The sequence below is a fragment of the Streptomyces sp. NPDC088923 genome, from assembly GCF_044749745.1.
Classification (GTDB): domain Bacteria; phylum Actinomycetota; class Actinomycetes; order Streptomycetales; family Streptomycetaceae; genus Streptomyces.
In genome coordinates this window covers 101984-127410 of record NZ_JBIVIO010000006.1, presented here as the reverse complement: position 1 = coordinate 127410, position 25427 = coordinate 101984, and the positions used below count along the sequence as shown (strand labels likewise).

Sequence of the window (25427 nt, the reverse complement as noted above, 5' to 3'; positions counted from 1 at the left end):
TGCGCCTCAGCCGCTCTCCGTGACGCGCACGGTCAGCACCGTCACCCCCGCCGCCGTGAGCGCGGCGACCTCCTCGGGCGGGGCGTCCTCGTCGGTGACCACCGTGTGCAGCGCGGCGACGGGGGCGACATGGGCGAGGGCGGTGCGGGAGAGCTTGGCGCCCTCGGTGACGGCGATGACGCGGCGGGCCGAGGCGATCGCGGCACGTTTGACGGCGGCGTCCGCGAGGCCGTACGCGGTGAGCCCGTCCGCCGCCGTGAGGCCGCAGCAGCCGAGTACCGCCGTGTCGAAGCGGAGCGCGGCGAGCGAGGCCTCGGTCAGCGGCCCCGTGAGGGCGAGTTCGCCGGGGCGCGGTTCGCCGCCGGGGAGGAGGAGGCGGGTCGCGGGGGGCGCGACGCCCTCGTACCGCTCGGTGAGGACGTGCGCCGCGTGCAGCGAGAGCGGCATCACGGTGAGGCGGCGGCCCGCGAGCGCGCGGGCGACCTCGACGCACGTCGTACCGCTGTCCAGGACGACCGACTCGCCGTCCGCGAGCAGCGCGGCCGCCTCGGCCGCGATCCACCGTTTCGCCGCGTTGCCCTCCCGGGCGCGCGCCGCGAAGGGCTCCTCCTCGCCGCGCGGCACGAGGCTGCGCGCCCCGCCCCGGTAGCGTTCGAGCACCCCCTGGCGCGCGAGCGCGTCGAGGTCCCGGCGGATCGTCATCTCCGAGGCGCCGGTGAGCGCGGCGAGTTCCGCGACACCCAGCCGCCCGGCCTCACGCACCGCGTGCGTGATCAGCTTCCATCGATCGGTCCCAGACACACCCCCAGTAAACACGCCACATGTGAGAAACGCCGCTGGTCGCGCCTTGGCCGAGCCTTTACGCACAGAAACGCTGTGCGCTATGTTCGCTCGATGAACAAAGTGCTGCGGGCCGGGCGCCGCGCGACCTTCGCCGTCTTCCTGCTCAACGGCTTCGTCATGGGCATGTGGGTCGTCCACATCCCCGCCGTCGAGGACCGCGCCGGAATCGATCACGCCTTGCTCGGCTGGCTCCTGCTGCTGCTCGGGGGCGGCGCCTTCCTCGGCATGCAGGCGGCGGGCCCGCTGAGCGACCGCTTCGGCCCGCGCCGCACGGTCCCCGCCGGTCTCGCGCTGTGCGCCGCCGCGCTCGTCCTGCCCGGCCTCGCGACGAACGCGTGGACCCTGGCGGGGGCGCTGCTCGTCCTCGGCTTCGGCAACGGCTGCCTCGACGTGAGCATGAACACGCACGCCGTGCAGGTCGAGCGCGGGTACGGGCGACCGATCATGTCCGCCTTCCACGCGGTCTTCTCGGTCGGCGGCGTCCTCGCGGCCCTCGCCGGCTCGCAGACGCTGCGTCTGGACTGGTCCCCGGTGGCGGTCTTCGCGGTGACGGCCGTGGTGGGGATCGTGCTCGCGGTGGTGGTGACGCCGATGCTGCTGCGGTCGGAGGCGGAGGAGGCCGCGGAGGCGGCTACGGGGCCTGGCGCGGTCGCGGATGCGGATGCGGGCAGGGATACGGGTGCGGAGCCGCTGCCCGGCCAGGCGGACGCGCCGTCGCCGCCCGCGCGGAAGGCCGCGCTCCGTACCCGTACGTCGGGCCGCATCTGGCTCCTCGCCGTGCTCGCCCTGATGCTCATGCTCAGCGAGGGCGTCGCGAACGACTGGAGCACGCTGCACCTCAAGGACGTCCTCGACGCTCCCGAGTCCACGGCCGCCTTCGCCTACGGCGCCTTCGCGACGGCGATGACCGTCGGGCGCTTCCTCACGGACCGCGTCGCCGCGCGCTTCGGCTCCTTCGCGGTGCTGCGGTACGGGGCCGCTCTCGCGGCGGTGGGCATGACCCTCGCGGCCCTGTCGCCCTCCGTCTGGGCGGCGCTCGTCGGCTGGACGGTCTTCGGCGCGGGGCTCTCGGGCTGCGTCCCGCAGCTCTTCAGCGCGGCGGGCCACGCCGACCCGGCGGGCGCGGGCGTCAACGTCTCCCGCGTCGCGGGCCTCGGCTATCTCGGCATGCTCGCGGGCCCCGCCGTCATCGGCCCCATGACCCACCTCATGCCCCTCAACCTCGCCTTCTTCCTCCCGGTCGCCTTCTGCGTGAGCGCGGCGGTGGCGGCGGGGGTGCTGCGGACGCCGGAACAGGATCCGGCGGAGGAACCGCGTGCCGCCCTGAGCGAGGGCACCGTCTGACGTCCGCGCACTGTCCGCTCATGACACGAGAGTCCGGCAGCCTTCGGCCGGGCAGCCACGGACCGCCACGAAGCCTGGCGCTTCATCGAGGGCTTCGCGGCGGACCGGGACGTGGCGCTGAAGCGGATTCACGGCGTCCCCGAGGAGGAACTCCGCGCGGCACAGGCCCTTCCCCCACGCCGGCGGGGGGCCTGACCCGATTTCCTCGCACAGGACGAGGACACGGCGGCGGCGCTGGAGGGGGTCGCGACACGGCTGCCTTTCCCCGACTGTCCGCCCGGTGCGCGCGTGCGCTGGTTCCTGGCCGGGGATACTCTGCTCCGCGACGACGACGACGGCGCCGCCCTCCTGGCACGGTCCCGTTCCCCGGAAGCCCTTTAGACCTTCCGCGAACTCGTCCCGGGCGACCGGCTCGAAGACCCGTACTGACCCGCTCTGCCGACACCGGGGGGACCACTTGTCCGGTTACTTCTTCTTCGAACCCCTGCCGGGCCCCGCGCCCGACCTCTTCTCCTTTCGCTTCGTAGAGCCGGGCGAACACGGCGACTGGCAGGAGGCGTTGGCGCTCGTCAACGAGGACGTGGCGGCGACCTTGCCGGAAGAGCCGCCGCTGCGCCTGGTCGCCTGCCCCGGCGACGCCGACGCACCCGAACTCCTCTACGTGGCAAGGTCCAACGGCGAGTGGCACCACAACACCCTCCTCGCCGAGCCCCCCGGCACCCTCCCCGACGCCGTGGCCGCCGTGGCCGAAGCCGCCCAGGAGTCCCTGATGGAACTCCTCCACCGGGTCTGGCCGGTCTGCCCCGACCACCGCCTCGGCGCCCACCTGTGCCTCACCCCCGACGGCGCCCCCGCCTGGGGGTGTTCGGGCGCGCGGGGCGAGCGGCCCGCACCCCATGTGCTCGCCCCGGTCGGGGCCCTGACCGGCCCCGGTACGTCCCGGCGGGGCAAAGGCGCCTGACGCGCCCGGAGCGGGCCCCTCGTGCACGCGCGCGCAGTGGTCGGCGCGACAGCGCCGGACGAAGACCGGGCGGCTCAGGGCGACGTCATCGACGCGCTGGGCCCCGTCGGCGGCCCGGCCGTCACGTCCCGTGTCCGCCGCGGCCCGAGTGTACGGTGCGGGTCCGCCTTCCGGAGCGGCGCTACGCCTTCGTCGCCGTCCGCAGGGCGGCCAGCGCCTCCGCGTACAGCCCCTCCTTGATCTCCGCGCGGACCGGGACGGCCTTCGCGGCGAGGGCGCCGGCTCGGGTCACGGCCTCGGCGACGACCTGGTCCGCGTCCGCCACGGCGTCCACCAGGCCGGACGCCAGAGCGTCCGGGGCGGGGTAGCGGCGGCCCGTCGTCATCGCCTCGTGGGCCGTCGCGGGGGACAGCCGAGAACGGATGAGGGCCGTCATGCCGGGCTGGAAGGGGAGGCCAAGGTCCACCTCCGGGAGGCAGAACCAGCCCCGGTCCGCGCGCATCACCCGGACGTCGTGGGCCAGCGCCCACATCGCGCCCGCGGCGAAGGTGTGCCCCGTGAGCGCCGCGACCGTCACGACGCGCGAGGCGAGGGTGCGCGCCAGGAGGGCGTGCACCCGGTCGAGATACGCCGCGTACTGGTCCCCGTGCGCCATGAGCCACGCGAGATCGAGCCCGTTCGACCAGTACTTTCCCACGCCCGCCGTCACGAGCGCGCACGGCCCCTCCACCGCCTCCACCTCGTCGAGGGCCCGCTCCACCGGGCCCAGCCAGTCCGGGTGGAACAGGCTCTCGCTGTCCGCGTCCAGGCGCAGGACGAAGACGTCCCCGTCACGGGTCAGTTGAGGCATGACGTAGTCCTTCCGGCGGGGCGCCCCGCCGGGGCGGCCGGGGCGGGGCCACATGTTAACCGGTCGGTAACTTACCGGGAAGCGGTGCCGACCGGGGGAGTGGACCCCGGACGCCGCCCACCTGTCGCGCCCGGCAGAACCCGTAACTCCTGCTACCTTCCTGCCGATTCCGACGGTTTCGTCACCGTCGACCGTAAGACGCGACAGAAGCGTCGGCAGCGACAGAGCGGGAGCGCACGTGAAGATCGTCTGTGCCGGAGGCGGCCCCGGCGGGCTGTACTTCTCGATCCTGATGAAACTCCAGGACCCCACCCACGACATCACCGTGCACGAACGCAACCCCGCGGGCTCCACTTACGGCTGGGGCGTCACCTACTGGGAAGAACTCCTCGACCGGCTCCGCGCCCACGACGAGCCCAGCGCCCACGCCCTCCACGCCGCCTCGCTTCCCTGGAAGAACGGCCGCGCCCGCATCCGCGAGGAAGTCACCGAGCACCACGGCGACCAGGGCTACGGCATCGGCCGCCACCGCCTCCTCGCCCTCCTCGCCGCCCGCGCCCGCGACCTCGGCGTGGACGTCCGCCACGGCAGCGCGATCGACCCGGCGGCACCCCCGGCCGCCGACCTCCTCGTCGCCGCCGACGGCGTCGGCAGCACCCTGCGCCGCCACCACGCGCACCACTTCGCCCCGCGCCTCACCGAAGGCCGCAACGTCTACGTCTGGCTCGGCACCCCCAAGGTCTTCACGAGCTTCAGCTTCGCGTTCGTCGACACCCCGCACGGCTGGATCTGGTGCTACGCCTACGGGTACGGCCCCGAGGGCAGCACCTGCGTCATCGAGTGCGCCCCCGCCACCTGGCGCGGCCTCGGTCTCGACAGCGCCAAGGAGGACGCCCAACTCCGCACCCTCGAACGGCTCTTCGCGGGCCTCCTCGACGGGGCCCCGCTCCTCGGCCAGGACGCGACGCACCCCGCTCCCGACTGGCGCCCCTTCCGTACCCTCACCACTCGCCGCTGGCACCACGGCAACCTCGTCCTTCTCGGCGACGCGGCCCACACCACCCACTACTCCATCGGCGCCGGCACCACCCTCGCCCTCGAAGACGCCATGGCCCTCGCCGAGGCCCTCGGACAGGGCGGCGCGCGCGAGGCCGCCTTCGCCGCGTACGAACGCCGCCGCCGCAGGGAACTCCTCTCCGTCCAGAGCGCCGCCCGCCACAGCGCCCACTGGTACGAGAACCTGCCCCGCTACATCGACCTCCCGCCCGAGCAGATGTTCGCGCTCCTCGGCCAGCGCCACTCCCCGCTCCTGCCCTACGTCCCGCCCCAGCTCTACTACCGCGTCGACCGCGCCGCCGAGCGACTCGAAGCCCTCCGCCGCCTCAAGCGCTGGCTCGGCCCGCGCCTCGCCCGCGGCCTCCAGTCCCGGGGCGCCGACCGGAGGTGAGAGAACGCCTTTGACGGTCCCCTCGCGGCCCGATAAGTTCTCAACCCCTTTACCAAAAAGGGAACTTGAGAACTCACACGACACGGGGGAAACGTGAAGACGACGACAGGGGCCGCCCTCTTCCTGGCCGTCCTGGCCACCGGACTCATGGCGGGACTCTTCGCCGCCTTCGCCTACGCCGTCATGCCCGGCCTCGGCAAGGGCGGCGACCGCACCTTCGTCGAGGCCATGCGGAACATCAACAAGGTCATCCTCAACGGCTGGTTCCTCACCCCCTTCGCCGGCGCGCTCCTCGTCCTGGCACTCGCCGCCGTGGGGGCCTGGACGAGCGGCGAGCACCGCGTCTTCTGGTGGGTGATCGCCGCGCTCGTCCTGTACGTGGTGATGTTCGCCGTCACCGGCGGGATCAACGTCCCGCTCAACGACCGCCTCGCCGCCGGTGAACTCCCCCAGACCACCGGAGCACTCGCCGCGGCCCGCGAGCGCTTCGAGTCCTCGTGGGTGGCCTGGAACGTCGTCCGCGCCCTCGCCGCGACCGGCTCCTTCGCGTGCGCGGCGTGGGGACTCGTCCTGTACGGCCGGAGCACGGGCTGACACGGGGGACCCGCGCCACCTCAGCCCAGGAGGAGGTGACGCAGGTGCGCGCACGCCCCGGACTCGTCGGCGTGGAGCGCGTACGGCGTCCAACGACCCCGCTCGTAGCCCCCCGTCTCCCACCCCGCCGCCCCGCCCGGCGTGCGGCGCAGGTACAGGAAGTCCGGTGGGAGCGGGGCCGGTTGGTGGACCTCCTCGATCCAGTAGACCGACGGGGGCAGGCCCGCCGCGCGCAGTGCGGCGGCGAGCGCTGCCCGGGGGCCCACCGTCTCAGCCGACGAGGGCACGCAGGTAGTCGTGGTCGAGCAGCCACTTCACGTTGAGGCCCTCGCCCTCACCCGGGTTCAGCAGCGCCGGGTCCAGCTTGATCTGCTCGCCGCCGCCCGGCTGCCCGAACCACGGTGCGATCGGCCCCTGCCACACGGTGAACCGCTTCGTCACCTCGTACACGTGATAGCTGCACGGCGCGCTCGCCTCACGGGTGTTGAGGTTCTGCGGCGGCAGCGCGCGCTTCGCGTACGCGTCCCCGGCGGGGGCGAGGAAGGCGCCGTACACCGAGCCGAACCGGTCCAGGCGTTTCCCGCGCCGCAGCCGCGTCGCCGTGCGGTCCGGCTCGCCGTTCGTCTCCATGAAGCCGTCGTTCGGCGGATACTTCCAGCTCCCGCTCGTGGCGTCGCCCTCCCAGTACTTCTTCAGGAAGGCGCGCTCGCCCAGCCCGCCCGTGCGCTTCCAGCCTTTCAGGAGCGGCCCCACCGGCTCCTGCCGGGGCCCCGGCAGGTGACGCGGGCCGAGCCGCGCGTCACCGCGGAACTCGCCCGTGCACGCGGCTGCCCGCACAGCGGCGTCCTTGGCCGGTTTCGCCGCCTCGGCGGGAGCGGTGGCGAGCGCTGCGGTGGTGAGCGCGGCGAGCAGCAGCGCGAGCGGCTTGGCGGTCACGAAGGGGTACCTCCGGGCTGTACGGGAGCCCCGCGCCAAGCGGCGGCGCGGGTGTCGACTGCCGCAAGCTAGCCGTGCGGCGTCCCGACGCGACCCGCGCCGACCCCGTACCGGCCGGAGTTCCCCCGAACGAGTGATGCGGCCTCCGTCAGAGCGCGAACCCCAGTTCAGCGGCGGCCCGTTCGGGCGCCGGCTCGTTCCAGTACCGCAGCAGGTTCTCGTTCGAGGTGAGCGAGCGCGGCAGCGCCCGGTCCACGTAGAGCGTCCCGTCGAGGTGGTCGGTCTCGTGCTGCACGATGCGCGCCGGCCAGCCGCTTACCTCCTCCTCCAGCGCCGTGCCGCGCTCGTCCTCGGCGCGCAGCCGCACGACCGCGTGGCGCGCCACGACGGCCTGCCAGCCCGGCACGCTCAGACAGCCCTCGTAGAAGACCGCGCGCCGCTCACCGACGCCCTCGTACACCGGATTGACCAGCACGCGGTACGGGAGCGGCTCGCGCTCGCGCACGCGGCGCACCTCCTCGGGCACCGTCGCCGGGTCCTCCAGGACCGCGAGCCTGAGCGGCACACCGATCTGCGGCGCCGCGAGACCGACGCCGGGGGCCTCGCGCATCGTGCGGCGCATCGCCGTGAGCAGCCGCGCGAGCAGCGCGTCGGGAAGCTGGCCCTCGTACCGCGCGGCGGGCGCGCGCAGGACGGGGCCGCCCGCGGCGACGATCGGCAGCGGGTCCTCGGTGGCGAGCAGGCGCTCGACCCGCTCGGGCAGGGGCGGCAGGGTGCCGGGAGTGGTCATCGGGCCAGTCTCGCAAAGGGACCCGCCCGGCTCAGTCCCGCAGGAGGCCCGTCTCGCGGGAGCGGGCCCGCCCCGCGCCGCGGTCCGTCCACTCCCGTACCCCGCCCGCCGAGAAGACCACCGGCAGCTCCTCCAGGCCCCGCTTCCACAGCGAGCGGCGCCAGCGCAGCTCCTCGGACTCGACCGCGACCGCGAGATCGGGCAGCCGGGCGAGCAGCGTGTCGATCGCCGTACGGGCGATGACGCGGGCCATCTGCGGGGAGGGGTGGGGACAGCGGTGCTCGCCCATGCTGAACGACAGGTGCGCCGTGCTGCCCTCGCCCATGCCGCCGTGCGGCCACAGCTCGGGATCGGTGTTCGCGGCGGCGAGACCGAGCAGCACGCAGTCGCCCTGTTTGACGGGGCGACCGCCCAGTTCCGTGTCGCGCGTCGCCCAGCGGCCCAGGAAGTTCTGCACCGGCGTGTCGAGCCACAGCGTCTCGGTGAGAGCCTCGGGCACGCCGACGCGCCCGCCCGCGACCTTGTCGGCGAAGCGGTCGTCGAGCAGGAGGAGGCGCAGCGCGTTGCAGATCCAGTTCGCCGTGGGCTGCTGACCGGCCAGGATGAGCACCGTGAGGTCGTGCACCGCCTCCGTGTCGTTCAGCGCGGCGGCGTCCGTCACGAGGTACGAGGTGAGGTCCCGCTCGGGCCGCGCCCGGCGCGAGGCCACGAGCGCGCCGAGCTGCTTGGCGACCCGCCGGTAGGCGTCCACCGGGTTCTCGCCGCGCTCGGCGTCCAGCGTGATCCGCAGGTCCTCCGCGAGGTTCTCGGTGATCTCCTCGCCCGCGGGCATCCCGCACAGCTCGATCATCACGCGCACCGGCAGCGCGTGCACGTACGCCTCGAGCAGCTCCACCCGCCCGTCGTGCACGAACCGGTCGGTGAGCCGCCGTCCGACCGACTCGCACACGAGCGAGACGTCGTACATGTCCATCGCCTCCAGCGCGCGTGTGAGCGCGCCCGCGCGCCGCCGGTGCTCCTCGCCCTCGGCGAAGAACACCGAGGGCTGGTAGCCCGCGTAGGCGAGCAGCGGCCAGTCGCCCGGGATGTTCTCCCACTGGTGCCAGCGCCGCGAGTCGCGCCCGAACTCCTCGTCGTGGCCCGTCACATAGGCGACCTCGGGGTAGCCGAGGGCGAGCCAGGCGGGGATGTCGTCGTCGAGCAGCACCGGGGCGACGGGCCCGAAGCGCGCGCGCAGTTCGCGGTAGAGCTCGGCGGGCGGCCGGTCCGAGTCGAGCGTCGAGAGGCGTACGGGCTCGTCCTCCCAGCGGTCCCCGTGCGCGGGGCAGGCGGGCGGCGGTCCGCCTGCCGCGGTGGGGCCGCGCAGCGGGGGCGTGGCGGATTCCTTCGGCCGGTGGTCCCAGGGCCGCAGCGGTTCGGGGCCGTAGTCGTCCGAAGGGGGCGGGAAGAGCGGGTTCTTCATACGCCTGCCTCCTGCGCGAGGGCGCGGTGGTAGAGGTGGTCGACGAGGGTGAGGAGGACCTCCTTGCAGGAGGCGCGTTCGCGCGCGTCGCAGTCCAGGACGGGGACGTGCGCGGAGAGGTTGAGCGCGGCGCGGATCTCCGCGAGGCCGTAGCGGCGCGGGTCGTTCTCGAAGCGGTTGACGGCGACGACGAACGGTGTGCGGTGGGCTTCGAGGCGGTCGACGGCGTACCAGGAGTCGGCGACCTTGCGGGTGTCGACGAGGACGACCGCGCCGAGGCTCCCCGCGAAGAGCTGGTCCCACAGGAACCAGAAGCGCTCCTGCCCGGGGGCGCCGAAGAGGTAGAGCACCGTGCGCTCGTTGAGCGTGATGCGGCCGAAGTCGAAGGCGACCGTCGTGGTGGTCTTCGACTCGACGCCGGCGAGGTCGTCGACGCCCTCGCCGGCCTCCGTCATGACCTCCTCGGTGCTCAGCGGGCGGATCTCGCTCACCGCGCGCACCATCGTCGTCTTGCCGACGGCGAAACCGCCGACCACCACGATCTTCACGCCCTGTTCGGCGGTCGCGGGCAGCGGCGTGCGGGGGCCCGGCGGCGCGGTGGCCTGGGCGGGCACGGCGTCGGAGGCGCCGGTGGACCCCGGGGGTGTCGTGGGGGTGGCGGGTTCAGAGTCTGCGCAGCGCATGGAGCACCTCTTCGAGTACGGCGGTGTCCGGCCCCGTCGTCCCTGCCGCGCGGGCGGCGGGGCGCGGGGAGCGGACGCGGATGTGCCCGGCGGCGAGCAGGTCCTCCAGCAGAATGCGCGTCACCACCACGGGGAGGCCGAGTTCGGCGGAGAGTTCGACGACCGCCACCGGGTGCTGGCACAGGTCCAGGACACGCTGGTGCTCGGGCCCCAGGTCCCGCGCCCGGTCCGTCTCGCGCACGACCAGGGTGACCAGGTCGAAGACGCGCGAGCCGGGCGCGGTCCTGCCGCCGGTGACGAGGAAGATCCGGTCGGGTTCGCCCACGTCGGCCGGACCGCGTGGCGTCACGGGGTACCGGCGTTCGGTGCGGGGCTGCGCGGTTCGGCGCGCAGGTGGGCGCCGATCGCGCCGACCAGGTGGCTCATCTCCTGTCCCACGTACTCGGGATCGGCGTTCTCCTCAGCGACCACCGCGAGGTGCGCGCCGTCGCCCGCGTCCACGATGAACAACTGTCCGCCGTAGTACGCGGTCATCGAGTGCCGCACCCCACCGCGCCGGTCGCCGAACTCCACGGACGCGCCCTGCGCGAGCGCCTGGATGCCGGAACAGATCGCGGCGAGCTGGTCGGCCTGGTCGAGGGGGAGGTCGGGGGTCCAGCAGAGTTTGAGGCCGTCGCGGGAGAGGACGAGGGCGTGGCGGGTTCCCGGGGTGTGGTCCAGGAGTTTTTCGAGGAGCCAGTCGAGGCTGTTGTCGGTGGTGGGCATGGTGTGCGCGGGCGGTGTCCGGGCGGGGGCACGGACACTGGCCCTTGTCTCCAATCACGTGCGCCGGTCCGGGGCCGCCGCGGGGCGGCCGGGGGCGGGGCGGGGGGAACTCGGGGGCGGCCCTGCCGGGCTCAGGGGGTCTCGCGCTCCGGCAGGTCGGTGGGTGGCGGGGTGGGCTCGGGGGGTGGCGCGCCGTGCGGGGGCGGGCCCGGTGGCGCGGTGGGGTCCGGTGCGGTGGGGGGTGCCGCCTGCTCGGTCGTGGCCGCCGCGCGGGCGGCGCGGCCCGCGCGCATCGCGCGGTCGAAGCCGCCGAAGCTGCGGCCCACGTCCTGCTGCGGGGCGGCCGAGGGGGGCTCTGCGGCGAGGAGTTCGGCGATCATCTGGTCGACGGCGGCCATCGTCCGGCCGGGCGGGCGCACGGGGAGGCCGTTCTCCGTGGAGACGAGCGGCCCGAGACCCTGCAAGGGGTCGAAGAACAACTCGCCGCTGTCGTCCCCGAAGAAGCGGGCCCGTGCCCCTTCCGGGTCGGCGCGGAAGCGCTCGCGCTCCATGAAGCCGGGCACCGGGTCCTCGCTGTCCGGTTCCGCCGGCAGGTCCCGGGAGTAGGGGGCCGAGCCCGGCCCGGGGGCCTGGTGGCGCGGAGCGGGGAGCGGTCCGTGCGTGCCGGGGCCACGGGTCGGGAGCGGGGGCGGCCCCGCTGGACGCGGGGCGTCCTGCGCGGGTGCGCCGGTCCGGGCGGGCGGGGCGCCGGTCCCGGCGGTACGTGGCGGTGTCCCCGTACCCTCCGGCTCCGTCCCGGTGCCGTACGCGTCCCTTCCGGGCGTGCCGCTCGGCGGGGCCTCCGGCGCGGTGGCGGTCTCCGGGGCCGGGCCGTCGCGGTAGGGGTCCCGCCCCGTCACCTCCTCGTACTCGCCGGGCGGTTCGCTGTCGTACGGGTCCGCGCCCTCGGGCAGGTAGGGGGCGCGCCTCCTGCGGGCGGGCGGTTCCTGCTCCGGGACCTCGTTCCGGTGCTCCTCGGCGTCCGGCGCGGGCCGGGCGATCCAGGGGGCGGTCAGGCGCTCCAGCTCGGACGGCGGGCCGGGCGGGGGCAGCGGCGTGCCCGCCTCGGCGGCGGCGCGGGCGCGCTCCTCCTTGTGGGCCGCCACCCATGCCCGGTGCTTGGCGAGGGCCTCGGCGGGCGGCAGGTCGCGGTCGAGCGGCGGGGCGACGGGAGCGGTGATCTCGGGGAGCTTCTGCTCGACGACGAGCGCGGGGTGCTGGGGGTTGCGCTCGGAGATGTGCACGGAGGGGAGCAGGACGACGAAGCCGGTACCGCCGCGCGAGGAGGGCCGGATGCTGACCTCGATCTCGAACCGCTGGGCGATCATGCCGACGACGTTGAAGCCGTAGTGGTGGTTCTTGAAGTCCGCGAGGTCGAGCACCTTGCCCGCGAGGCAGTCCTCGACGTACTCGCGCATCGCCCAGGGGATCTTCATGCCGCTGTCCTCGATCGTCACGACGATGCCCGCGGGGCGCTCCTCGGCGTAGACGTGCACCTCGGCGGTGGGCGGCGAGAACTGGGTGGAGTTGTCGATGAGTTCGGCGAGGAGGTGCATGATCGCCTCGGCCGAGCGGCCGACGATCGACAGTTCCGTGTCGCAGTGCAGCACGACCCTGCGGTACGCCTCGATCTTGCCGATCGCGCCGCGCAGGATGCGGTACATGACGATGGGCCGGGTCCAGATCCGGCTGCCCCTGCCGCCGACCATCCAGGCGATGCGGTCGGCGGCGAGGGCGAGCCGCGAGGCGGTCTCGTCGAGGAAGAAGAGGTCCTTGAAGGCCTCCTGGCCGTACCGGAACTGCATGTCCTGGAGGCGGTGCAGCACGGTGGCGTTGCGGGCCTGCACGCGGGTGAGGCTGTGCCTGACCATGCCGTAGGCGACCTTGGCGCGCCGCATGCCGTAGTGCGCGGACCACGCGAACTCGTCGAGCGCGGCGCGCAGCCGCTCGTCCTCGGGGAGCGGGACGCGGTGCAAGGCGTCGCCGTGGTTGCGCAGTTCGGCGAAGCGGGCGACGACGAGCGGCACCGTCTCGTTGGCGAAGGTCTCGATGTCCTGGTCGAGCCGCTCGGCGCGCAGCGCGGCCTCGACGCTCAGCGCACGGGCGTCGCGCGCCGCCGTGTGCGCGGAGCCGAGCGCGGTCGCGACGGAGTGGAGGGCCGCGCGGAGCGAGGGATCGGAGGGCAGCGAGAGGGCGTCGAGCGCGTGCGTCGCGGTCTCGCCCTCGGCGAGCCGGGCGCCGAGATCGGGCAGGAGGACGCGGACGAGCCTGGCGATCTCGGCCGTGTGGCCGGAGAGCGCCTCGCGGGCGTCGGTACGGGCCTGTTCGGCGCGCTCCGCCCGGCGGCGGTGCACCCGGACGAGCAGGGTGGCCCACGTGGTGGCGAGGGCGAGGAGCAGCCAGCAGATTCCCGCCGTCGTCCCCGTCCAGACCTGGGCGGCGGGGGGCGCGGCGGTCGTCGCGGCCATGGCGCCGACGGCCGTGAGGGCGAGCAGGATCAGGGGCGGCGCGGCCCGGGGCAGGCGCCCGGGGCGGCCCGCGCGGCGCGGGTGGTGAGCGGTCACTGGCATTCCGCGGTTCCCTCGGTCTCGACGGTGGGGGAGGGGAGTACGGCGACGTACGAGACGCGGACCGGGGCCGCGTGCGGGTCATGCTAACCGTGCCGAAGCGGACTCTTGGGGTGCTGTACGGGCATAGCGCCCGATGGGGGTGTTTACCGCCGAACCCCTTCCGGGGGTGGGGTGATTGTGATAGAGGAGGCGGGTTTGCCGGGAGGGACCGGCCGGGCAGGCTGAGCGGGGCGCGGCGCGGAGTGACGGGAAGTGGGCCCGCTGTCGGTGGGGCGTGCGACAGTCCCGTCCGTGCTGGCGACCGTGATCGGGGCGGAGCCCGGCGAGCGCTCCGCGCGCGGGGCTTCGCGCTCTTCCGCGGGCGGTGTGGGACGACGCCGTACCAGCCACCGTGTCACCCGGTACCGGCCACCGGGCCACGAAAGCCGCCTGACATTATTGACCGGCACATGAACGAAAAATGACCCGGGGGGGCCATGGGAACGATCAACACCGCGCTCCGCGAGCTGAGAACCGCGCAGAAGTCCTCGAAAGGCGTCTCGCTCTACTCCCGCTTCGCCAACCGCCCGGCGGGGCGCGTCCTCGCCGCCTGCGCCTACGCGCTGCGCCTGACGCCCAACCAGGTGACGGTGATCAGCGCGCTCTTCAGTTTCGCCGCCGTGGTCGGCCTCGCGATCGGCACTCCGTCCGTGGGCCTCGGCGTCCTCGTGTGGCTGGGCCTCGCGATCGGTTTCGCCTTCGACTCGGCGGACGGCCAGCTCGCCCGGCTGCGCGGCGGCGGCAGCGCCGCCGGGGAGTGGCTCGACCACGTGGTGGACTGCGCGAAGATCACCGCCCTGCACACGGCGGTGCTCATCTCCTTCTACCGGCACCCGGACGCCTACGGCTTCGACGGCGAGGACGCCTGGCTGCTGCTCCCGCTCGTCTTCCAGTTCGCCGCGGTCGTCACCTTCTTCGGCGGACTGCTCACCGAGAAGCTCACCCCGCGCCCGGCCCCGGGAACGCCCGCCGCGGCCCCCTCGACGCTGCGGGCGATCGCGCTGCTCCCCGTCGACCACGGCATCTTCTGCCTGGTCTTCCTCTTCCTCGGCGCGGGCAGCGGATTCCGCTGGGCCTACGCGGCCCTCGCCCTCGCCGCCGTGCTCTTCCTGCTCGCGTTCCTCGCCAAGTGGTTCAGGGAGCTCAGCGCAGTTCGGCGCTGAGCGGCCCGGCGGGTCGCTCATCCCCCGTGAGCACGTCCAGCGCGCGCCGCAGTTGCGTGCTGGACGTGTGGACGGTGTACGGGAAGTAGACGATGTCCACGCCGACCGCGGCGAAATCGCGCTCCAGCTTGTCCCCCTTCGGCGTGCCGCGCCAGTCGTCGCCCTTGAAGAGCACGTCGAAGCGGACCTGCTTCCAGGTGTCGACCTTGTCCGGCACGGTCTCCACGAAGGCGGCGTCGACGTACTTGACGCTGCGCACGATCTCCAGGCGCTCCACCAGCGGGATCATCGGCCGACGGCCCTTGGACTGCTCCAGCATCTCGTCCGAGACGACGCCCGCGACGAGGTAGTCGCAGTGACTCTTCGCGTGCCGAAGGATGTTGAGGTGTCCGATATGGAAGAGATCGTAAGCACCCGGGGCATAACCGACTCGATACGGTCTGTGCTCCGTCATGAAAGAAACCCCCCTGGTCTCGTTCGCACCGTTCGTGCGGTGCGGGTCTGACGATAGCGTGCGCGTTCACTTCGGCGTGAGTGAACGTTTAGGCTAGGAAAGCTTCGCCTGGAGGGCCGAAAGGGTCTGTACCTGCGCGAACGCCCGGGGGATTGCAGCGAAATGCTGGGGGAAGGGGAGCGCTGCGTGAGCGCAAACGATCAGATCGGGGACATAGCGGGGCGACGCACCCTGCTCATGGTCTCCACCAACTACGCGCCGGAGCACGCCGGGATCGGCCCGTACGCGACACAGATCGCCGAGCACTGGGCCGAGTCGGGCCACGAGACCCACGTCCTCGCCGGGATGCCGCACTACCCCTCGTGGAGCCTCGACCCCGAGTACGCCGGGGCCTGGCGGCGCACCGAGCAACGCGCGGGTGTCACCGTCCACCGGCGCAGGCACACTGTGCCGCCCCGCCAGACCGCCGTGCGCCGCGCCCTGTTCGAGGGCTCGATCCTCCTGCACGGCGCCGTCGCCCCGCCCCGGATGCCGCGCCCCGACGCCGTGCACGCGCAGATGCCGAGCCTCGCCGGCGGCGTGCTCGCCGCCCGCCTCGCGCACCGCTGGAAGGTCCCGTACATCCCCGTCGTCCAGGACCTCATGGGCGCCGCCGCCGCGCAGAGCGGCATCAGCGGCGGCGACCGCGCCGCCAAGGTCGCCGCGCGCGCCGAGTCGTTCGCGCTGCGCCGCGCGACCCTCGTCGGCATCATCCATGAGACCTTCCGCGCCAAGGTCGAGGCCCTCGGGGTCGCCCCGGAGCGCATCCGCCTCGTGCCCAACTGGTCCCACGTCACGAGCCCCGCGGGCGACCGCGAGGCCACCCGCGCGCGCCTCGGGTGGGCCCCGGGCGAGATCGTCGTCGTGCACTCGGGGAACATGGGCCTCAAGCAGGGTCTCGAAGTCCTCGTGGAGTCCGCCCGCCGCGACCCCGCCGTCCGCTTCGTGCTCATGGGCGACGGCAATCAGCGCGCCCACCTCGAAGAACTCGGCCGCGGCGTGCCCAACCTGCACTTCCTGCCGCCCGCCGACGACGCCGACTTCATGGACGTCCTCGCCGCGGCGGACGTCCTCGCGGTCACGCAGCGTGCCTCCGTCCTCGACATGAGCGTGCCCTCGAAGCTGACCTCCTACTTCGCCGCGGCGCGCCCCGTCATCGCCTCGGTCGCCGCCGAGGGCGGCACCGCGCACGAGGTGCTGCGCTCGGGCGCGGGTGTCCTCGTCGCCCCCGAGGACCCCGACGCGCTGCTCAAGGAAGTGCGTAGACTCGCCGACGACCCGGCGCGGGCCCGGGCACTGGGGGATGCGGGACCGCGCCACGTCGCGGCCCATCTGACGCGCGCGGCGGGACTCGCCCGTATCGACGCACTCATCGAAGAGGCTCTGGGGGTTTGGCGCACATGAGCGACTCGCACGTCAGTCCGGCGGGGGACGAACCGGAACTTCTGCGTGACCAGTTCCGGCAGCTTCTGCGCTACCGCTGGCTGATCGGCGGGGGCATCGGGATCGGCCTGATCGGCGGTGCCTACCTCGGCATCACCTCGGCGGACTCGTACGCGGCCAACAGCGACATCGTCGTCCGCACCCCCACCACCAACCCCTTCGACAGCTCCACCGCGCCCGACAAGAGCGTCAACATGAACACCGAGCGCCAGACGGCGCTCTCCTCCAACGTCGCACAGATCGCCGCGAAGAAGCTCAAGGACGGCACCTCGGCCCGCACGCTCAAGAAGGGGCTCCAGGTCACCACGCCCCCGCAGAGCCTCACGCTGCGCTTCACGTACACCGCGGACTCGCCCGAGGCCGCCGCGCGCGGCGCCAACGCGCTCGCCGACGCCTACCTGACGGCGAGCGAGAAGAAGTGGTCCGACCTGCGCGACAGCATGGTCGCCCGGCTCAAGAGGCAGATCGACCCGCTCGGCAAGCAGCAGAACGAGCTGGCGCAGCAGCTGGACGCCATGACGAAGGGCACCTCCGCCTACGACGCCCAGCAGACCGCGAACGTCAACCTCAAGAGCCGCATCAGCACCCTCCAGAACCAGCGCGACACCCTCATGGGCCTCGACATGGCCGCGGGCTCCGTCACACAGGAGGCCACCCCGCCGACCGGCTCGGACGGCCTCGGGCTCGTCATATCCCTCGCGCTCGGCGGCGCCTTCGGCATCGCCTTCGGCCTCCTCGCCGCCTGGGTCCGGCTCGTCTTCGACCCCTCGCCGCGCTCCACCGGCGATGTCGCGCGCGCCGTGCACGCCCCCGTACTCGGCTCCCTCCCGCGCGGCGCCGCCAAGAGCCTCCTCGCCGTCGACCAGACCGGCTCGCGCACCGCCGAGGAGTACCGCTCGATCGCCTTCCGGCTCGCCTACGACGCGCGGTTCGCCGACCGCCGCCGACTCCTCGTCGTCGCGGCCCGCGACGCGAGCGCCCAGGCGGCCACCTCCGTCGCCACCAACCTCGCCGCCTCCTTCGCCGAGACCGGCAAGGACGTCCTCCTCGTCGAGGCGGACCTGCGCGCCCCCGGGCTCTCCGCGCGCCTGCACACGAGCGCCGGTCGTCCCGGCTGGAGCCTGCCGGCCGACAGCGACGACAACGGCTGGCCCGGCACCCGCCCGCTCACCGTCGACGCGGGCGAGGCCGGCTCCTTCGACCTCGTCGCGGGCCAGCGGGTGCGCAACGTGGCCCGCGCGCTGACGTCGAGCCGCACCACCCGGCTCATCGAGGACGCCGACGAGAACGGCTCGACCGTCGTCGTCCTCGCCCCGCCCGTCCTCTCCTACGCCGACGCGCTCGCGCTCGTCGACCGCGTCGACGGCGTCGTCATCGTCTGCGACCTGCGCAGCGTGCACCGCACCGAACTCGTCCGTATCCGCGAGCTGATCGTCGGCGCGGGGGGCACGGTGCTCGGCGCGGTCACCCACGACGAGGGCGGGCACCCGGCCAGGGACAAGGGCGCGGCGAAGGGCACCGGGCACCGCGCGGCCGGCAGCGAGCTGCCGCCCCCCGCCCCGCGCCCCGCACCCCCCGTCGAACAGCGCCTCGGCGACGGCACCGAGACCGTGACGCTGCGCCAGCTGCGGCCCGAGGACCTGCGGACGGGCGACAAGAGATGAGACGCTCGGCCACGGTCGCCGCCTCCGTACTCGACCAGGCCGCCTCCAGCCTGACCAACATCCTGGTCCTGGTGATCGTGGCCCGCGTCTCGACGGCCGCCGGCTTCGCCGCCTTCTCGATGGTCTACGTGACCTTCACGGTGCTGCTCGGCCTCAACATGTCGTACGTGGGACAGGTCGTCGTCCTGGAGAAGGGCGGCGAGCGCGCGCTCGCCGCCGCCTGCCGCTCCGCGACCGCCTTCACCGCGCTCGCCTCGCTGCTCGCCGGAGCGCTGCTCGTGGCGGGCGGCGCGGCGGTCGGCGGCACCTCGGGCACGGCCTTCGCCGCGCTCGGCGCCGTCCTGCCGCTCGCGCTGCTCCAGGACGGACTGCGCTACTCCTTCTCCGCGCTGCGCGTCCCGCACCGCGCGCTCGCCGCGGACACCCTGCGCCTCGTGTGCGTCGTGCCCGCGCTCGCCCTCCAGCCGCACCACGCGAGCCCCGCCCGCATGGTCCTGGCCTGGGGGCTGTCGGCGATTCCCGCGCTGCTCCTCGCGCTCGCGCTGTTGCGCCCGTACGTGCGCGACACCCGCGCCCGCCTCTCCACCTACCTCGGCCGCGGTCACCTCGGGCGGCGCTTCGTCGTCGAGTTCGCCGTCGGCAACGCCTCCAGCCAACTCGCCGTCCTCGGCCTCGGCCTCTTCGCGAACCCGCTCGCGGTGGGCGCGCTGCGCGGCGCGACGACCCTCTTCGGGCCGCTCAACGTCCTCTTCAACTCCGTCAACGCCTTCGGACCGCCGATCCTCGGCCGCTTCGGCGGCCGGCGCGCGACCGCCCGCGCCGCCGCCCTGCTCGGCGTCGTTCTCGGCTGCGTCGCGCTCGGCTGGGCGCTGCTCCTGTACGCGCTCCCCGCGAGCGCGGGCAAGCACCTGCTCGGCGCCACGTGGGAGGCGACGGCGAAGCTCCTGCCCGCGACGGGGAGCCAGTACGCCGTCATGGCGCTCGGTACCTGCGCGCTCGTCACCCTCCGCGTGCTCAGCCCCCGCGCGACGCTCTCCCTCCAGGTCGTCTTCTCGCTCCTCTCCGTCGCCTTCATGCTCGGCGGCTACGCCCTCGTGGGCGTCCAGGGCGCCGCCTGGGGACTCGCGCTCGGCTCCGCGCTCAAGGCGGTCGGCGCCTGGAACCGCGTACGCGGACTCCCCGAGCACCCGCCCGCGGCGGCCCCGGACCCGGACGACCGGCAGGAAACCGCCCCGGCCTGACCGCCCGCGAGCGGCGGGGACTTGACCTGGAGCGCGCTCCAGATCCCAGCATGGCCGTCATGGATCACGACGAACCGGGAATCATCCTCGGCACCATGGACTTCGGCACGCGCGTCGACCGCGCGCGTGCCTTCACCCTCCTCGACGCCTTCGTCGCCCAGGGCGGCGTCTGGCTCGACACCGCGAACTGCTACTCCTTCTGGTCCGACCCGAGCGGGGTGGGCGGCGCGAGCGAGCGGGTCATCGGGGCGTGGCTCAAGGCCCGTCCCGGAGCGCGCGGACGCGTCCGCATCGCCACGAAGGTCCGGCAGAACCCCCTCGTGGCGCACGCGTGGCCCAAGAGCGCGGAGGGCCTCTCCGCGGGCGCGGTACGGGAGGGCGTGGCGGGCAGCCTCGCACGCCTCGGCACTGATCACGTCGACCTGCTGTGGGCGCACGCGGAGGACCGCTCCGTACCGCTGGCGGAGACCGTGGGCGTGTTCGGCGAACTGGTGGCGCGCGGCACCGTGTCGCGGATCGGCGCCGCGAACCACGCCGCCTGGCGCGTGGAGCGCGCCCGCGCGCTCGCCCGCCGGCAGGGGGTGGAGCCCTGGACGGCGCTGCAACTGCGCCACTCGCTCCTCCAACCGCGTCCCCTCACGCCCGTCGCCGAGGCGGGGCACCGCATGCTCGCGGCCGAGGACCTGGACCTCGCCCGCGAGGAGGGACTCGCCGTGTGGGCGTACAGCGCCCTGCTGTGGGGTTCCTACGAGCGGGCGGACAAGCCGCTCCCCGCCACCTACGATCATCCCGGGACCGGCCGGGTGCTCGCGGTCCTGGACGACCTCGCGCGCGACCTCGCCGTCACCCGCAACCAGGTCGTCCTGGCGTGGCTGCGGCGGCAGGGGATCGCGCCCATCGTCGGCGTGAGCCGCCCCGAGCACGTCGAGCAGGCCCTCGCGGCGCGCGACGTACGCCTCGACGACGCGGCAACGGCCCGTTTCGCCGCGGCGCGGTAGCGCCCACGTCCCTTCCAGGAGGCCCGCATGACGACCCTCACCCCGGCCGCCGCCGTCGAGCGCACCGGCGTCCCGCTCGACACCCTGCGCTACTACGAGCGCGAGGGGCTCATCGGCCCGATCCGGCGCTCGGGCGGCGGGCACCGGGAGTACACCGAGGACGACGTGTTCTGGATCGGCCTCGTCACGTGCTTCCGCGACGCCGGGCTCGGCATCGCGGACCTCCGCGAGTTCGTCGCCATGCTGCGCGCCGAGCACCCGGCGGAGGACCGCGTCGGCTTCCTGCGCGCGCGCCGCGCCGCGCTGGAGGAGCGGGTCGAGGCGCTGCGCCGGGCGATCGGCGTCCTGGACGACAAGATCACGTACTACGGCTGAGCGGGCGCGGTCCGCGCTCCCCGCGCGACGGGCGGCCACCGGTGGCCGGTGAGCGTCTCCCGCCGCCGGAGGTGCGGGAGGCGGGCGACGGACCGCGGGGAGTCACTCCCGGACCGGTGTGCCCGGACTGATGTCGTACGCCTTCCGCACGAGGGCGGGTCGGCTGCCGTCGTTGAGCTGCCGGTCCCACAGGGCGTCGACCTGTTCGCGGGCCTGCGGCTCCATCTCCTCGGGCAGCAGGTTGCGGTAGCGCCGGTCCTCGCCGAGCAGGACCCGTACCGTGCGCGCGTAGACCGGCTCGGGGTCGTACTGCTCGTGCGGGAAGGCCAGCTCGGCGTAGTCGTGGAGGCGGTCGGCGGGGTCGTCGCGCCATTCCTTCCACGTCTCGAACATCGTGTCGTTGAAGCCGGTCAGGAAAGGGCCGGGGTTGATCGTGGCGACCGTGACGCCGAACTCGGCCAGCTCCTGGTCCAGCGCGTCGGCGAACGCCTCCACCGCGTGCTTCGATCCGGCGTACGCACCGGTGAACGGGTCGACGGTGAGTCCGGCGACCGAGGACATGAAGACGATCCGCCCCCTGCGGCGCGCCGCCATTCGGCGGGCGATGCCCTGCGTGAGCAGGACAGGCCCGAAGACGTTCACCTCGAACTGGTGGCGCAGCCGCTCCTCGGGGATGTCAGCGGTCGCACCGCCCTCCGAGACGCCCGCGTTGTTGAGGAGGACCTCGACGTCCCAGGACCAGGCGTGCTCGCGGTCGCCGGGATCGGTGACGTCGAGTTTCTCGACGCGCAGCTCGACGCCCCGCTCCCGCGCCTCGGCACGGACAGCCGTCACCTGGGCGATGATCTCCACGCCCGCGATCACCTGGTGCCCGGCCGCCGCGAGCCGCAGCGCGACCTCCTTGCCGAAGCCGCTGCCCGCTCCGGTGATGAGAATCGGTCCCGCCATGATGGTCGAGCCTCCCTGTGCTGGTGTCCGGCCTGTCCACGAAGCCGCCGCCCCTGCCGCTGCCACCCGCGTCCGCGACGGCGACGCCGCCGGGAGAGCAGCACAAGACAGACGGTAGGTCCTGCGACGTCAGGGCGCCTTTCGGCGCGAGCACCCCGTACTCCTCAGCGACCGAACGACCGTTCGACAATGCGGCGCCACGCCGTCTCCGCGCGAGGCACCGTGGCCCGGAGGCGTACCAGGTGGTGACCGCGGCGGTGTCCGGTCGGCGGCCCCTCCCGTTTCCGGCCGCCGCCTCACGCCTGCCCGCGCCTCACTTCATCCACGCCCGCCCGTTCCTGCTCCGTGTCGAGATGAGCGCCACGCACACCGCCGCGATCGCCACGCGGCCCGTCGCCTGGAGCAGCGGGCCGCGCAGCAGGATGAAGGAGTAGCCGGCGACGAGCGGTACGAGGACGGAGACGAGCGCCCCCGGGGGGGTGCGGCGCACCGCCCTGCGCGCGTAGCGCCTGTCGACGCGCGCCGCGAGGAAGCCGACGCCGAGGAGGCCGCCGAAGACGCCGAGCGGGCCGAAGTCGATCCACAACTCGGCCCACACGGGCGAGGACAGGTTGGTGTTCTTGTTGTCCATCCACTCGCCGACGATGACGCCCGTGTCCTTCGGCTTGCTGTTCCACACCGAGCGCGGTACCGCGAAGAACACGTCCCCGAGCAACTGGAGGCCGAAGGTGTGTCCCTCGCCGGAGTGCACGTACGTGATGGTGTTGGAGAACATCGCCGTCTGGTCGTAGTCCTTGAGCGCGAGCGGCTCCAGGATCGACGTCGTCTGCATCGGCTTGTAGTTCTTCTCGTCGTACCGGAAGCGGTCCGCGAAGGGGAAGACGACGAGTGCCACGACGACCCCGAGGCTCAGCGCCGAGCGGTACATCGCCGCGCTGCGCGGGAAGACCGTGAAGAGCAGCGAGAACATCACCGTCAGGAACCAGTAGCGCGGGTTCGATATCGGGTTGTTCACGACGCAGTTCAGGAGCGCGAGCGCGAGCCACGTCGCGAGGATCACCGGGGAGCGCCTGGCCCGCTTCGAGGTCACGACCCACCGCGTGTAGATGAGCAGCGAGAGCAGCGCCGGCACGGTGCCGAGGCCGCGCAGGATCGCCTGCCCCGCCTGCGAGCCGTCCTGCGAGAGCCCCGCGTCCTCGATCCCCGCGATGATCTCCTGACGGCTGCTGAAGAAGACGGCGGGGCCGCCCAGTTTCTGCACGAACAGCGCGCTCGCCACGAAGGAGAAGGCCACGAGCGCGTACAGCCGCCTGCGGTGCACCAGGCGCAGCGCGTTCTCGTCGCGTCCGGGCCGCTCCGGACGCGTACGGCCCAGGAGCGCGCCCAGGTCGAAGGCGATGCACCCGGCGAGGATCAGCGCCGTCGCCTCGACGAGGTCCCCGCGCGCCCCCACCACGACGGTCGGGGTCTGCCCCAGCACGACCTGCGCGAGCGGGGCGACGCCCATCGCCATGTAGACGAAGAGCCAGAAGGAGCCCTGGAGCAGCTTCCGCTTGTTCGTGAGGATCATCGCGGCGAGCCGCGCCCCGGAGTAGACGGTGAGCGCGAGTTGCAGCCAGAAGACCGCGTCCTTGATCCCCGCGCCGGTCTGCGCGCACACCCACAGCGGGAAGAACACGGCGAGCCCCAGCACGAGGGGCACCGAGAGCGCGCGCGAGAGCAGGGTGCGCGGTGAGGTCGGCTTCCCCCACTCCGCGTCCACCGGGCCCGGGACGGACCGCGGCCTGTCCTCGACGCGCGTCCCGGCCTGCTCCGTGCCTGTCGCCATCCAGCGACCCCCGCCCCAACTCGTGCCCCGACCACGGCCGGTGGTCACCGGTCCGCGCCACTCGCCCGGTACGACAACCGGAAGAGATCCCCCGCGGCAGTCTACCGACGCTCCTCGGTCACCTTGAGTCAACCATTAGGCTGAGCACCGAGGGCGCCAGGGGAGGCGCCGGTGGGGGTTACACACATGCGCAATCTCCCGGCCTTCACGCTGGCCGGTTACGACAAGGGACGCGGGAAACTCGTCCAGGCCCTGTGGTTCGCCGTCATGAACACGGTCTTCATGGCGTGGTTCACACCGGCCCGGGTCCGCACCATGCTCCTGCGCGCCTTCGGCGCGAAGATCGGCGAGGGGGTGCTCATCCGGCACCGGGTGCGCGTCCTGTGGCCGTGGAAGCTGGAGATAGGCGACCACACCTGGATAGGCGAGGGCGCCTTCCTGCTCAACCTGGAGCCCATCCGGATCGGCGCCCACGTCTGCGTCTCGCAGGAGGCCATGATCTGCACGGGCAGCCACGACCACCGCAAGGCCGACTTCCGCTACCGCAACGCCCCGATCACCGTCGAGGACGGCGCCTGGGTCGCCACTCGCGCCACGGTCCTCGCGGGCGTCACGGTCGGCGCCCAGTCCGTCGTCGCGGCCGGCACGGTGCTCACCCGCGACCTGCCCGCCCTGACCCTGCACGCCGTCGACGGCAGCCGCAGGCCCGTACCGGAGCCCGTATGAGAGTCCTGCACGCCGTCACGCTGCACAGCCCGACGCACGCCTTCGGCGGCCCCGTCCGCGTCGCGCTCAACCTCGCGAAGGGCCTCAAGGAGCGCGGCCACGAGGCCGGTCTCCTCGCGCTCGGCGACGGCTTCGACAGTGCTCTGCCCACCGACGTCGAGGGCGTGCCCGCGCGCCTCTTCCAGGCCCGCAGGCTCGCCCCGCTCGGCTTCAGCGGCATCACCTCGCCCGCGCTGCTCGGCTCCGCGCGCCGCCTCGTGCGCGAGGCCGACGTCGTCCACGTGCACCTCGCGCGCGACCTCGTGACCCTCCCGGTCGCCCTCGCCGCGCTGCGCGCCGGGCGCCCGCTCGTGCTCCAGACGCACGGCATGGTCGACCCGAGCGGCAAGGCGCTCGCCAAGGTGCTCGACGCGCTGGCCGTGCGCCGCCTGCTGCGCGGCGCGGGCGCCGTGCTCTACCTGACGGAGCACGAACGCGCGGGGCTCGACGCCGTCGTCGGCGCCCCGCCGCTCGCCCAGGCGGTACGGCTCGTCAACGGCGTCCCGGCGCAGGAGCCCCGCACGCCCTGGGACGGCACCGCGCCGCACCTCGTGTACGCCGCCCGTCTCCAGGCCCGCAAACGGCCCACCGACTTCGTCGCCGCCATCCCGGAGATCCTTGCCGGGCACCCGGGGGCCCGCTTCACCGTGGCCGGGCCCGACGAGGGCGAACTCGAAGCCGTCCGCGCCCTCGTGGACAGGCTCGGGCTGCGCGAGAAGGTCGCCCTGCCCGGACCGCTGAGCGGCGAGGACATGCTCCGCACGCTGCGCGAGGCCACCGTCTACGTCCTCCCGGCCGTCGACGAGCCCTTCCCGATGTCCGTGCTCGAAGCCCTCTCGGTCGGCACCCCCGCGGTCGTCACGACCTCGAACGGCCTCGCCAAGGACATCGCCCGGGCGGGCGCGGGCCGCGTCGTCACGACGGCGGACGGGCTCGCCCCCGCCATCGGCGACCTCCTCGACCCGGCCCACCACGCCGAGGCCTCCCGCGCCGCGCACGCCCTCGCGGGCGAGACCTTCGCGATGGACGCGGTCCTGGACCGGCTGCTGACGGTGTACGAGGGCCTGTAGAGACGGGGTCGGGGGGGGGGGGGGGGGGGGGGCGCCCCCCCCCCCCACCCCCCCCCCCCCCCCCCCCCCGCGCCCCCCGCCCCCCCCCCCCCCCCCACCCAAAATAAGAACCCCCC

The 25427-nt window shown here is 73.7% G+C and carries 25 protein-coding genes; 12 read left to right on the top strand and 13 right to left on the bottom strand.

Features of this window, described 5'->3' with window-relative positions:
* Positions 1–6: 6 nt before the first annotated feature.
* Positions 7–801 (bottom strand): DeoR/GlpR family DNA-binding transcription regulator, encoded by a 795-nt coding sequence (locus ACIP4O_RS22845; protein ID WP_401577003.1) that lies wholly within the window; start codon positions 799–801, stop codon positions 7–9.
* 93 nt (positions 802–894) lie between these two features.
* On the opposite strand from ACIP4O_RS22845, the gene ACIP4O_RS22840 reads away from it, so the two are divergent.
* Both ACIP4O_RS22840 and ACIP4O_RS22835 read left to right on the top strand, forming a co-directional pair.
* The gene (locus ACIP4O_RS22840; protein WP_401577001.1) at positions 895–2187 is read left to right on the top strand and encodes an MFS transporter; all 1293 of its coding nucleotides are present in this window, start codon (positions 895–897) and stop codon (positions 2185–2187) included.
* A 457-nt stretch (positions 2188–2644) separates the two neighbouring features.
* Complete coding sequence (locus ACIP4O_RS22835; protein WP_401576999.1) at positions 2645–3148, top strand: hypothetical protein; 504 nt, start codon at positions 2645–2647, stop codon at positions 3146–3148.
* 181 nt (positions 3149–3329) lie between these two features.
* Here the strand turns inward: ACIP4O_RS22835 and ACIP4O_RS22830 are convergent, their stop codons facing one another.
* On the bottom strand, positions 3330–3998 hold the full coding sequence (locus tag ACIP4O_RS22830; protein ID WP_401576997.1) for an enoyl-CoA hydratase-related protein: 669 nt from the start codon (positions 3996–3998) through the stop codon (positions 3330–3332).
* Positions 3999–4236: 238 nt separating this feature from the next.
* Here ACIP4O_RS22830 and ACIP4O_RS22825 point away from each other — a divergent pair, with 238 nt between their 5' ends.
* The gene (locus tag ACIP4O_RS22825; protein WP_401576995.1) at positions 4237–5445 is read left to right on the top strand and encodes an FAD-dependent monooxygenase; all 1209 of its coding nucleotides are present in this window, start codon (positions 4237–4239) and stop codon (positions 5443–5445) included.
* Between the two features lie 93 nt (positions 5446–5538).
* Positions 5539–6039: a DUF1772 domain-containing protein gene (locus tag ACIP4O_RS22820; RefSeq protein ID WP_401576993.1), complete on the top strand. Its 501-nt coding sequence runs from the start codon at positions 5539–5541 to the stop codon at positions 6037–6039.
* Between the two features lie 20 nt (positions 6040–6059).
* On the opposite strand, the gene ACIP4O_RS22815 is transcribed toward ACIP4O_RS22820, so the two are convergent.
* From ACIP4O_RS22815 to ACIP4O_RS22780, 8 genes are all read right to left on the bottom strand, one after another.
* Positions 6060–6326, bottom strand: coding sequence for a hypothetical protein (locus tag ACIP4O_RS22815; protein WP_401576992.1), 267 nt, complete (start codon positions 6324–6326; stop codon positions 6060–6062).
* Positions 6310–6975 (bottom strand): TNT domain-containing protein, encoded by a 666-nt coding sequence (locus ACIP4O_RS22810; RefSeq protein ID WP_401576990.1) that lies wholly within the window; start codon positions 6973–6975, stop codon positions 6310–6312. Before ACIP4O_RS22810 ends, ACIP4O_RS22815 begins: the two co-directional genes overlap by 17 nt.
* A 148-nt stretch (positions 6976–7123) precedes the next feature.
* Positions 7124–7765, bottom strand: a complete 642-nt coding sequence (locus ACIP4O_RS22805) for a peptide deformylase (protein WP_401576988.1) — start codon at positions 7763–7765, stop codon at positions 7124–7126.
* A gap of 31 nt (positions 7766–7796) precedes the next feature.
* Entirely contained in the window at positions 7797–8972 is a 1176-nt protein-coding gene (locus ACIP4O_RS22800) for a cytochrome P450 (RefSeq protein WP_401577296.1), read from the bottom strand.
* 251 nt (positions 8973–9223) lie between these two features.
* Positions 9224–9910, bottom strand: a complete 687-nt coding sequence (locus tag ACIP4O_RS22795) for a GTP-binding protein (RefSeq protein ID WP_401576986.1) — start codon at positions 9908–9910, stop codon at positions 9224–9226.
* A complete protein-coding gene (locus ACIP4O_RS22790) occupies positions 9891–10259 on the bottom strand; it encodes a DUF742 domain-containing protein (protein ID WP_164283995.1) in 369 nt (122 codons plus the stop codon). The genes ACIP4O_RS22795 and ACIP4O_RS22790 overlap by 20 nt, the downstream gene beginning before the upstream one ends.
* Positions 10256–10675: a roadblock/LC7 domain-containing protein gene (locus ACIP4O_RS22785; RefSeq protein WP_007819547.1), complete on the bottom strand. Its 420-nt coding sequence runs from the start codon at positions 10673–10675 to the stop codon at positions 10256–10258. Before ACIP4O_RS22785 ends, ACIP4O_RS22790 begins: the two co-directional genes overlap by 4 nt.
* Positions 10676–10806: 131 nt before the next feature.
* A complete protein-coding gene (locus ACIP4O_RS22780; RefSeq protein WP_401576985.1) occupies positions 10807–13284 on the bottom strand; it encodes an ATP-binding protein in 2478 nt (825 codons plus the stop codon).
* A 476-nt stretch (positions 13285–13760) separates the two neighbouring features.
* Here ACIP4O_RS22780 and ACIP4O_RS22775 point away from each other — a divergent pair, with 476 nt between their 5' ends.
* The gene (locus ACIP4O_RS22775) at positions 13761–14486 is read left to right on the top strand and encodes a CDP-alcohol phosphatidyltransferase family protein (RefSeq protein ID WP_401576983.1); all 726 of its coding nucleotides are present in this window, start codon (positions 13761–13763) and stop codon (positions 14484–14486) included.
* Here the strand turns inward: ACIP4O_RS22775 and ACIP4O_RS22770 are convergent.
* Positions 14467–14940 carry an adenylyltransferase/cytidyltransferase family protein gene (locus ACIP4O_RS22770; RefSeq protein ID WP_361334916.1) on the bottom strand — a complete coding sequence of 158 codons (474 nt, stop codon included), beginning with the start codon at positions 14938–14940 and terminating at the stop codon, positions 14467–14469. The two genes, ACIP4O_RS22775 and ACIP4O_RS22770, sit on opposite strands and share 20 nt — an antisense overlap.
* A gap of 237 nt (positions 14941–15177) precedes the next feature.
* Here ACIP4O_RS22770 and ACIP4O_RS22765 point away from each other — a divergent pair, with 237 nt between their 5' ends.
* The 5 genes from ACIP4O_RS22765 to ACIP4O_RS22745 are packed head-to-tail and all read left to right on the top strand — an operon-like array spanning position 15178 to position 20700.
* Positions 15178–16383, top strand: a complete 1206-nt coding sequence (locus tag ACIP4O_RS22765; RefSeq protein WP_401577294.1) for a glycosyltransferase family 4 protein — start codon at positions 15178–15180, stop codon at positions 16381–16383.
* Positions 16380–18086, top strand: coding sequence for a lipopolysaccharide biosynthesis protein (locus tag ACIP4O_RS22760; protein WP_401576980.1), 1707 nt, complete (start codon positions 16380–16382; stop codon positions 18084–18086). Before ACIP4O_RS22765 ends, ACIP4O_RS22760 begins: the two co-directional genes overlap by 4 nt.
* On the top strand, positions 18083–19327 hold the full coding sequence (locus ACIP4O_RS22755; RefSeq protein ID WP_401576978.1) for a hypothetical protein: 1245 nt from the start codon (positions 18083–18085) through the stop codon (positions 19325–19327). Before ACIP4O_RS22760 ends, ACIP4O_RS22755 begins: the two co-directional genes overlap by 4 nt.
* A gap of 50 nt (positions 19328–19377) precedes the next feature.
* The gene (locus ACIP4O_RS22750) at positions 19378–20325 is read left to right on the top strand and encodes an aldo/keto reductase (RefSeq protein WP_401576976.1); all 948 of its coding nucleotides are present in this window, start codon (positions 19378–19380) and stop codon (positions 20323–20325) included.
* A 27-nt stretch (positions 20326–20352) separates the two neighbouring features.
* Positions 20353–20700 carry a MerR family transcriptional regulator gene (locus ACIP4O_RS22745; RefSeq protein WP_401576974.1) on the top strand — a complete coding sequence of 116 codons (348 nt, stop codon included), beginning with the start codon at positions 20353–20355 and terminating at the stop codon, positions 20698–20700.
* 102 nt (positions 20701–20802) lie between these two features.
* On the opposite strand, the gene ACIP4O_RS22740 is transcribed toward ACIP4O_RS22745, so the two are convergent.
* Complete coding sequence (locus ACIP4O_RS22740; protein WP_401576972.1) at positions 20803–21648, bottom strand: SDR family oxidoreductase; 846 nt, start codon at positions 21646–21648, stop codon at positions 20803–20805.
* Positions 21649–21961: 313 nt separating this feature from the next.
* A complete protein-coding gene (locus ACIP4O_RS22735; RefSeq protein WP_401576970.1) occupies positions 21962–23476 on the bottom strand; it encodes a hypothetical protein in 1515 nt (504 codons plus the stop codon).
* A gap of 186 nt (positions 23477–23662) precedes the next feature.
* Between ACIP4O_RS22735 and ACIP4O_RS22730 the strand changes: the two genes are divergently transcribed.
* Entirely contained in the window at positions 23663–24202 is a 540-nt protein-coding gene (locus ACIP4O_RS22730) for a WcaF family extracellular polysaccharide biosynthesis acetyltransferase (protein ID WP_164289731.1), read from the top strand.
* Complete coding sequence (locus ACIP4O_RS22725) at positions 24199–25311, top strand: glycosyltransferase (protein WP_401576968.1); 1113 nt, start codon at positions 24199–24201, stop codon at positions 25309–25311. The genes ACIP4O_RS22730 and ACIP4O_RS22725 overlap by 4 nt, the downstream gene beginning before the upstream one ends.
* The last annotated feature ends 116 nt before the right edge of the window (positions 25312–25427 follow it).

Coding starts and splice junctions, on each gene's coding strand:
- ACIP4O_RS22840 (WP_401577001.1), top strand. CDS start 895: ATGAACAAAGTGCTGCGGGCCGGGCGCCGCGCGACCTTCGCCGTCTTC.
- ACIP4O_RS22830 (WP_401576997.1), bottom strand. CDS start 3,998: ATGCCTCAACTGACCCGTGACGGGGACGTCTTCGTCCTGCGCCTGGAC.
- ACIP4O_RS22805 (WP_401576988.1), bottom strand. CDS start 7,765: ATGACCACTCCCGGCACCCTGCCGCCCCTGCCCGAGCGGGTCGAGCGC.
- ACIP4O_RS22795 (WP_401576986.1), bottom strand. CDS start 9,910: ATGCGCTGCGCAGACTCTGAACCCGCCACCCCCACGACACCCCCGGGG.
- ACIP4O_RS22785 (WP_007819547.1), bottom strand. CDS start 10,675: ATGCCCACCACCGACAACAGCCTCGACTGGCTCCTCGAAAAACTCCTG.
- ACIP4O_RS22780 (WP_401576985.1), bottom strand. CDS start 13,284: ATGCCAGTGACCGCTCACCACCCGCGCCGCGCGGGCCGCCCCGGGCGC.
- ACIP4O_RS22775 (WP_401576983.1), top strand. CDS start 13,761: ATGGGAACGATCAACACCGCGCTCCGCGAGCTGAGAACCGCGCAGAAG.
- ACIP4O_RS22770 (WP_361334916.1), bottom strand. CDS start 14,940: ATGACGGAGCACAGACCGTATCGAGTCGGTTATGCCCCGGGTGCTTAC.
- ACIP4O_RS22765 (WP_401577294.1), top strand. CDS start 15,178: ATGGTCTCCACCAACTACGCGCCGGAGCACGCCGGGATCGGCCCGTAC.
- ACIP4O_RS22760 (WP_401576980.1), top strand. CDS start 16,380: ATGAGCGACTCGCACGTCAGTCCGGCGGGGGACGAACCGGAACTTCTG.
- ACIP4O_RS22755 (WP_401576978.1), top strand. CDS start 18,083: ATGAGACGCTCGGCCACGGTCGCCGCCTCCGTACTCGACCAGGCCGCC.
- ACIP4O_RS22750 (WP_401576976.1), top strand. CDS start 19,378: ATGGCCGTCATGGATCACGACGAACCGGGAATCATCCTCGGCACCATG.
- ACIP4O_RS22745 (WP_401576974.1), top strand. CDS start 20,353: ATGACGACCCTCACCCCGGCCGCCGCCGTCGAGCGCACCGGCGTCCCG.
- ACIP4O_RS22740 (WP_401576972.1), bottom strand. CDS start 21,648: ATGGCGGGACCGATTCTCATCACCGGAGCGGGCAGCGGCTTCGGCAAG.
- ACIP4O_RS22735 (WP_401576970.1), bottom strand. CDS start 23,476: ATGGCGACAGGCACGGAGCAGGCCGGGACGCGCGTCGAGGACAGGCCG.
- ACIP4O_RS22730 (WP_164289731.1), top strand. CDS start 23,663: ATGCGCAATCTCCCGGCCTTCACGCTGGCCGGTTACGACAAGGGACGC.
- ACIP4O_RS22725 (WP_401576968.1), top strand. CDS start 24,199: ATGAGAGTCCTGCACGCCGTCACGCTGCACAGCCCGACGCACGCCTTC.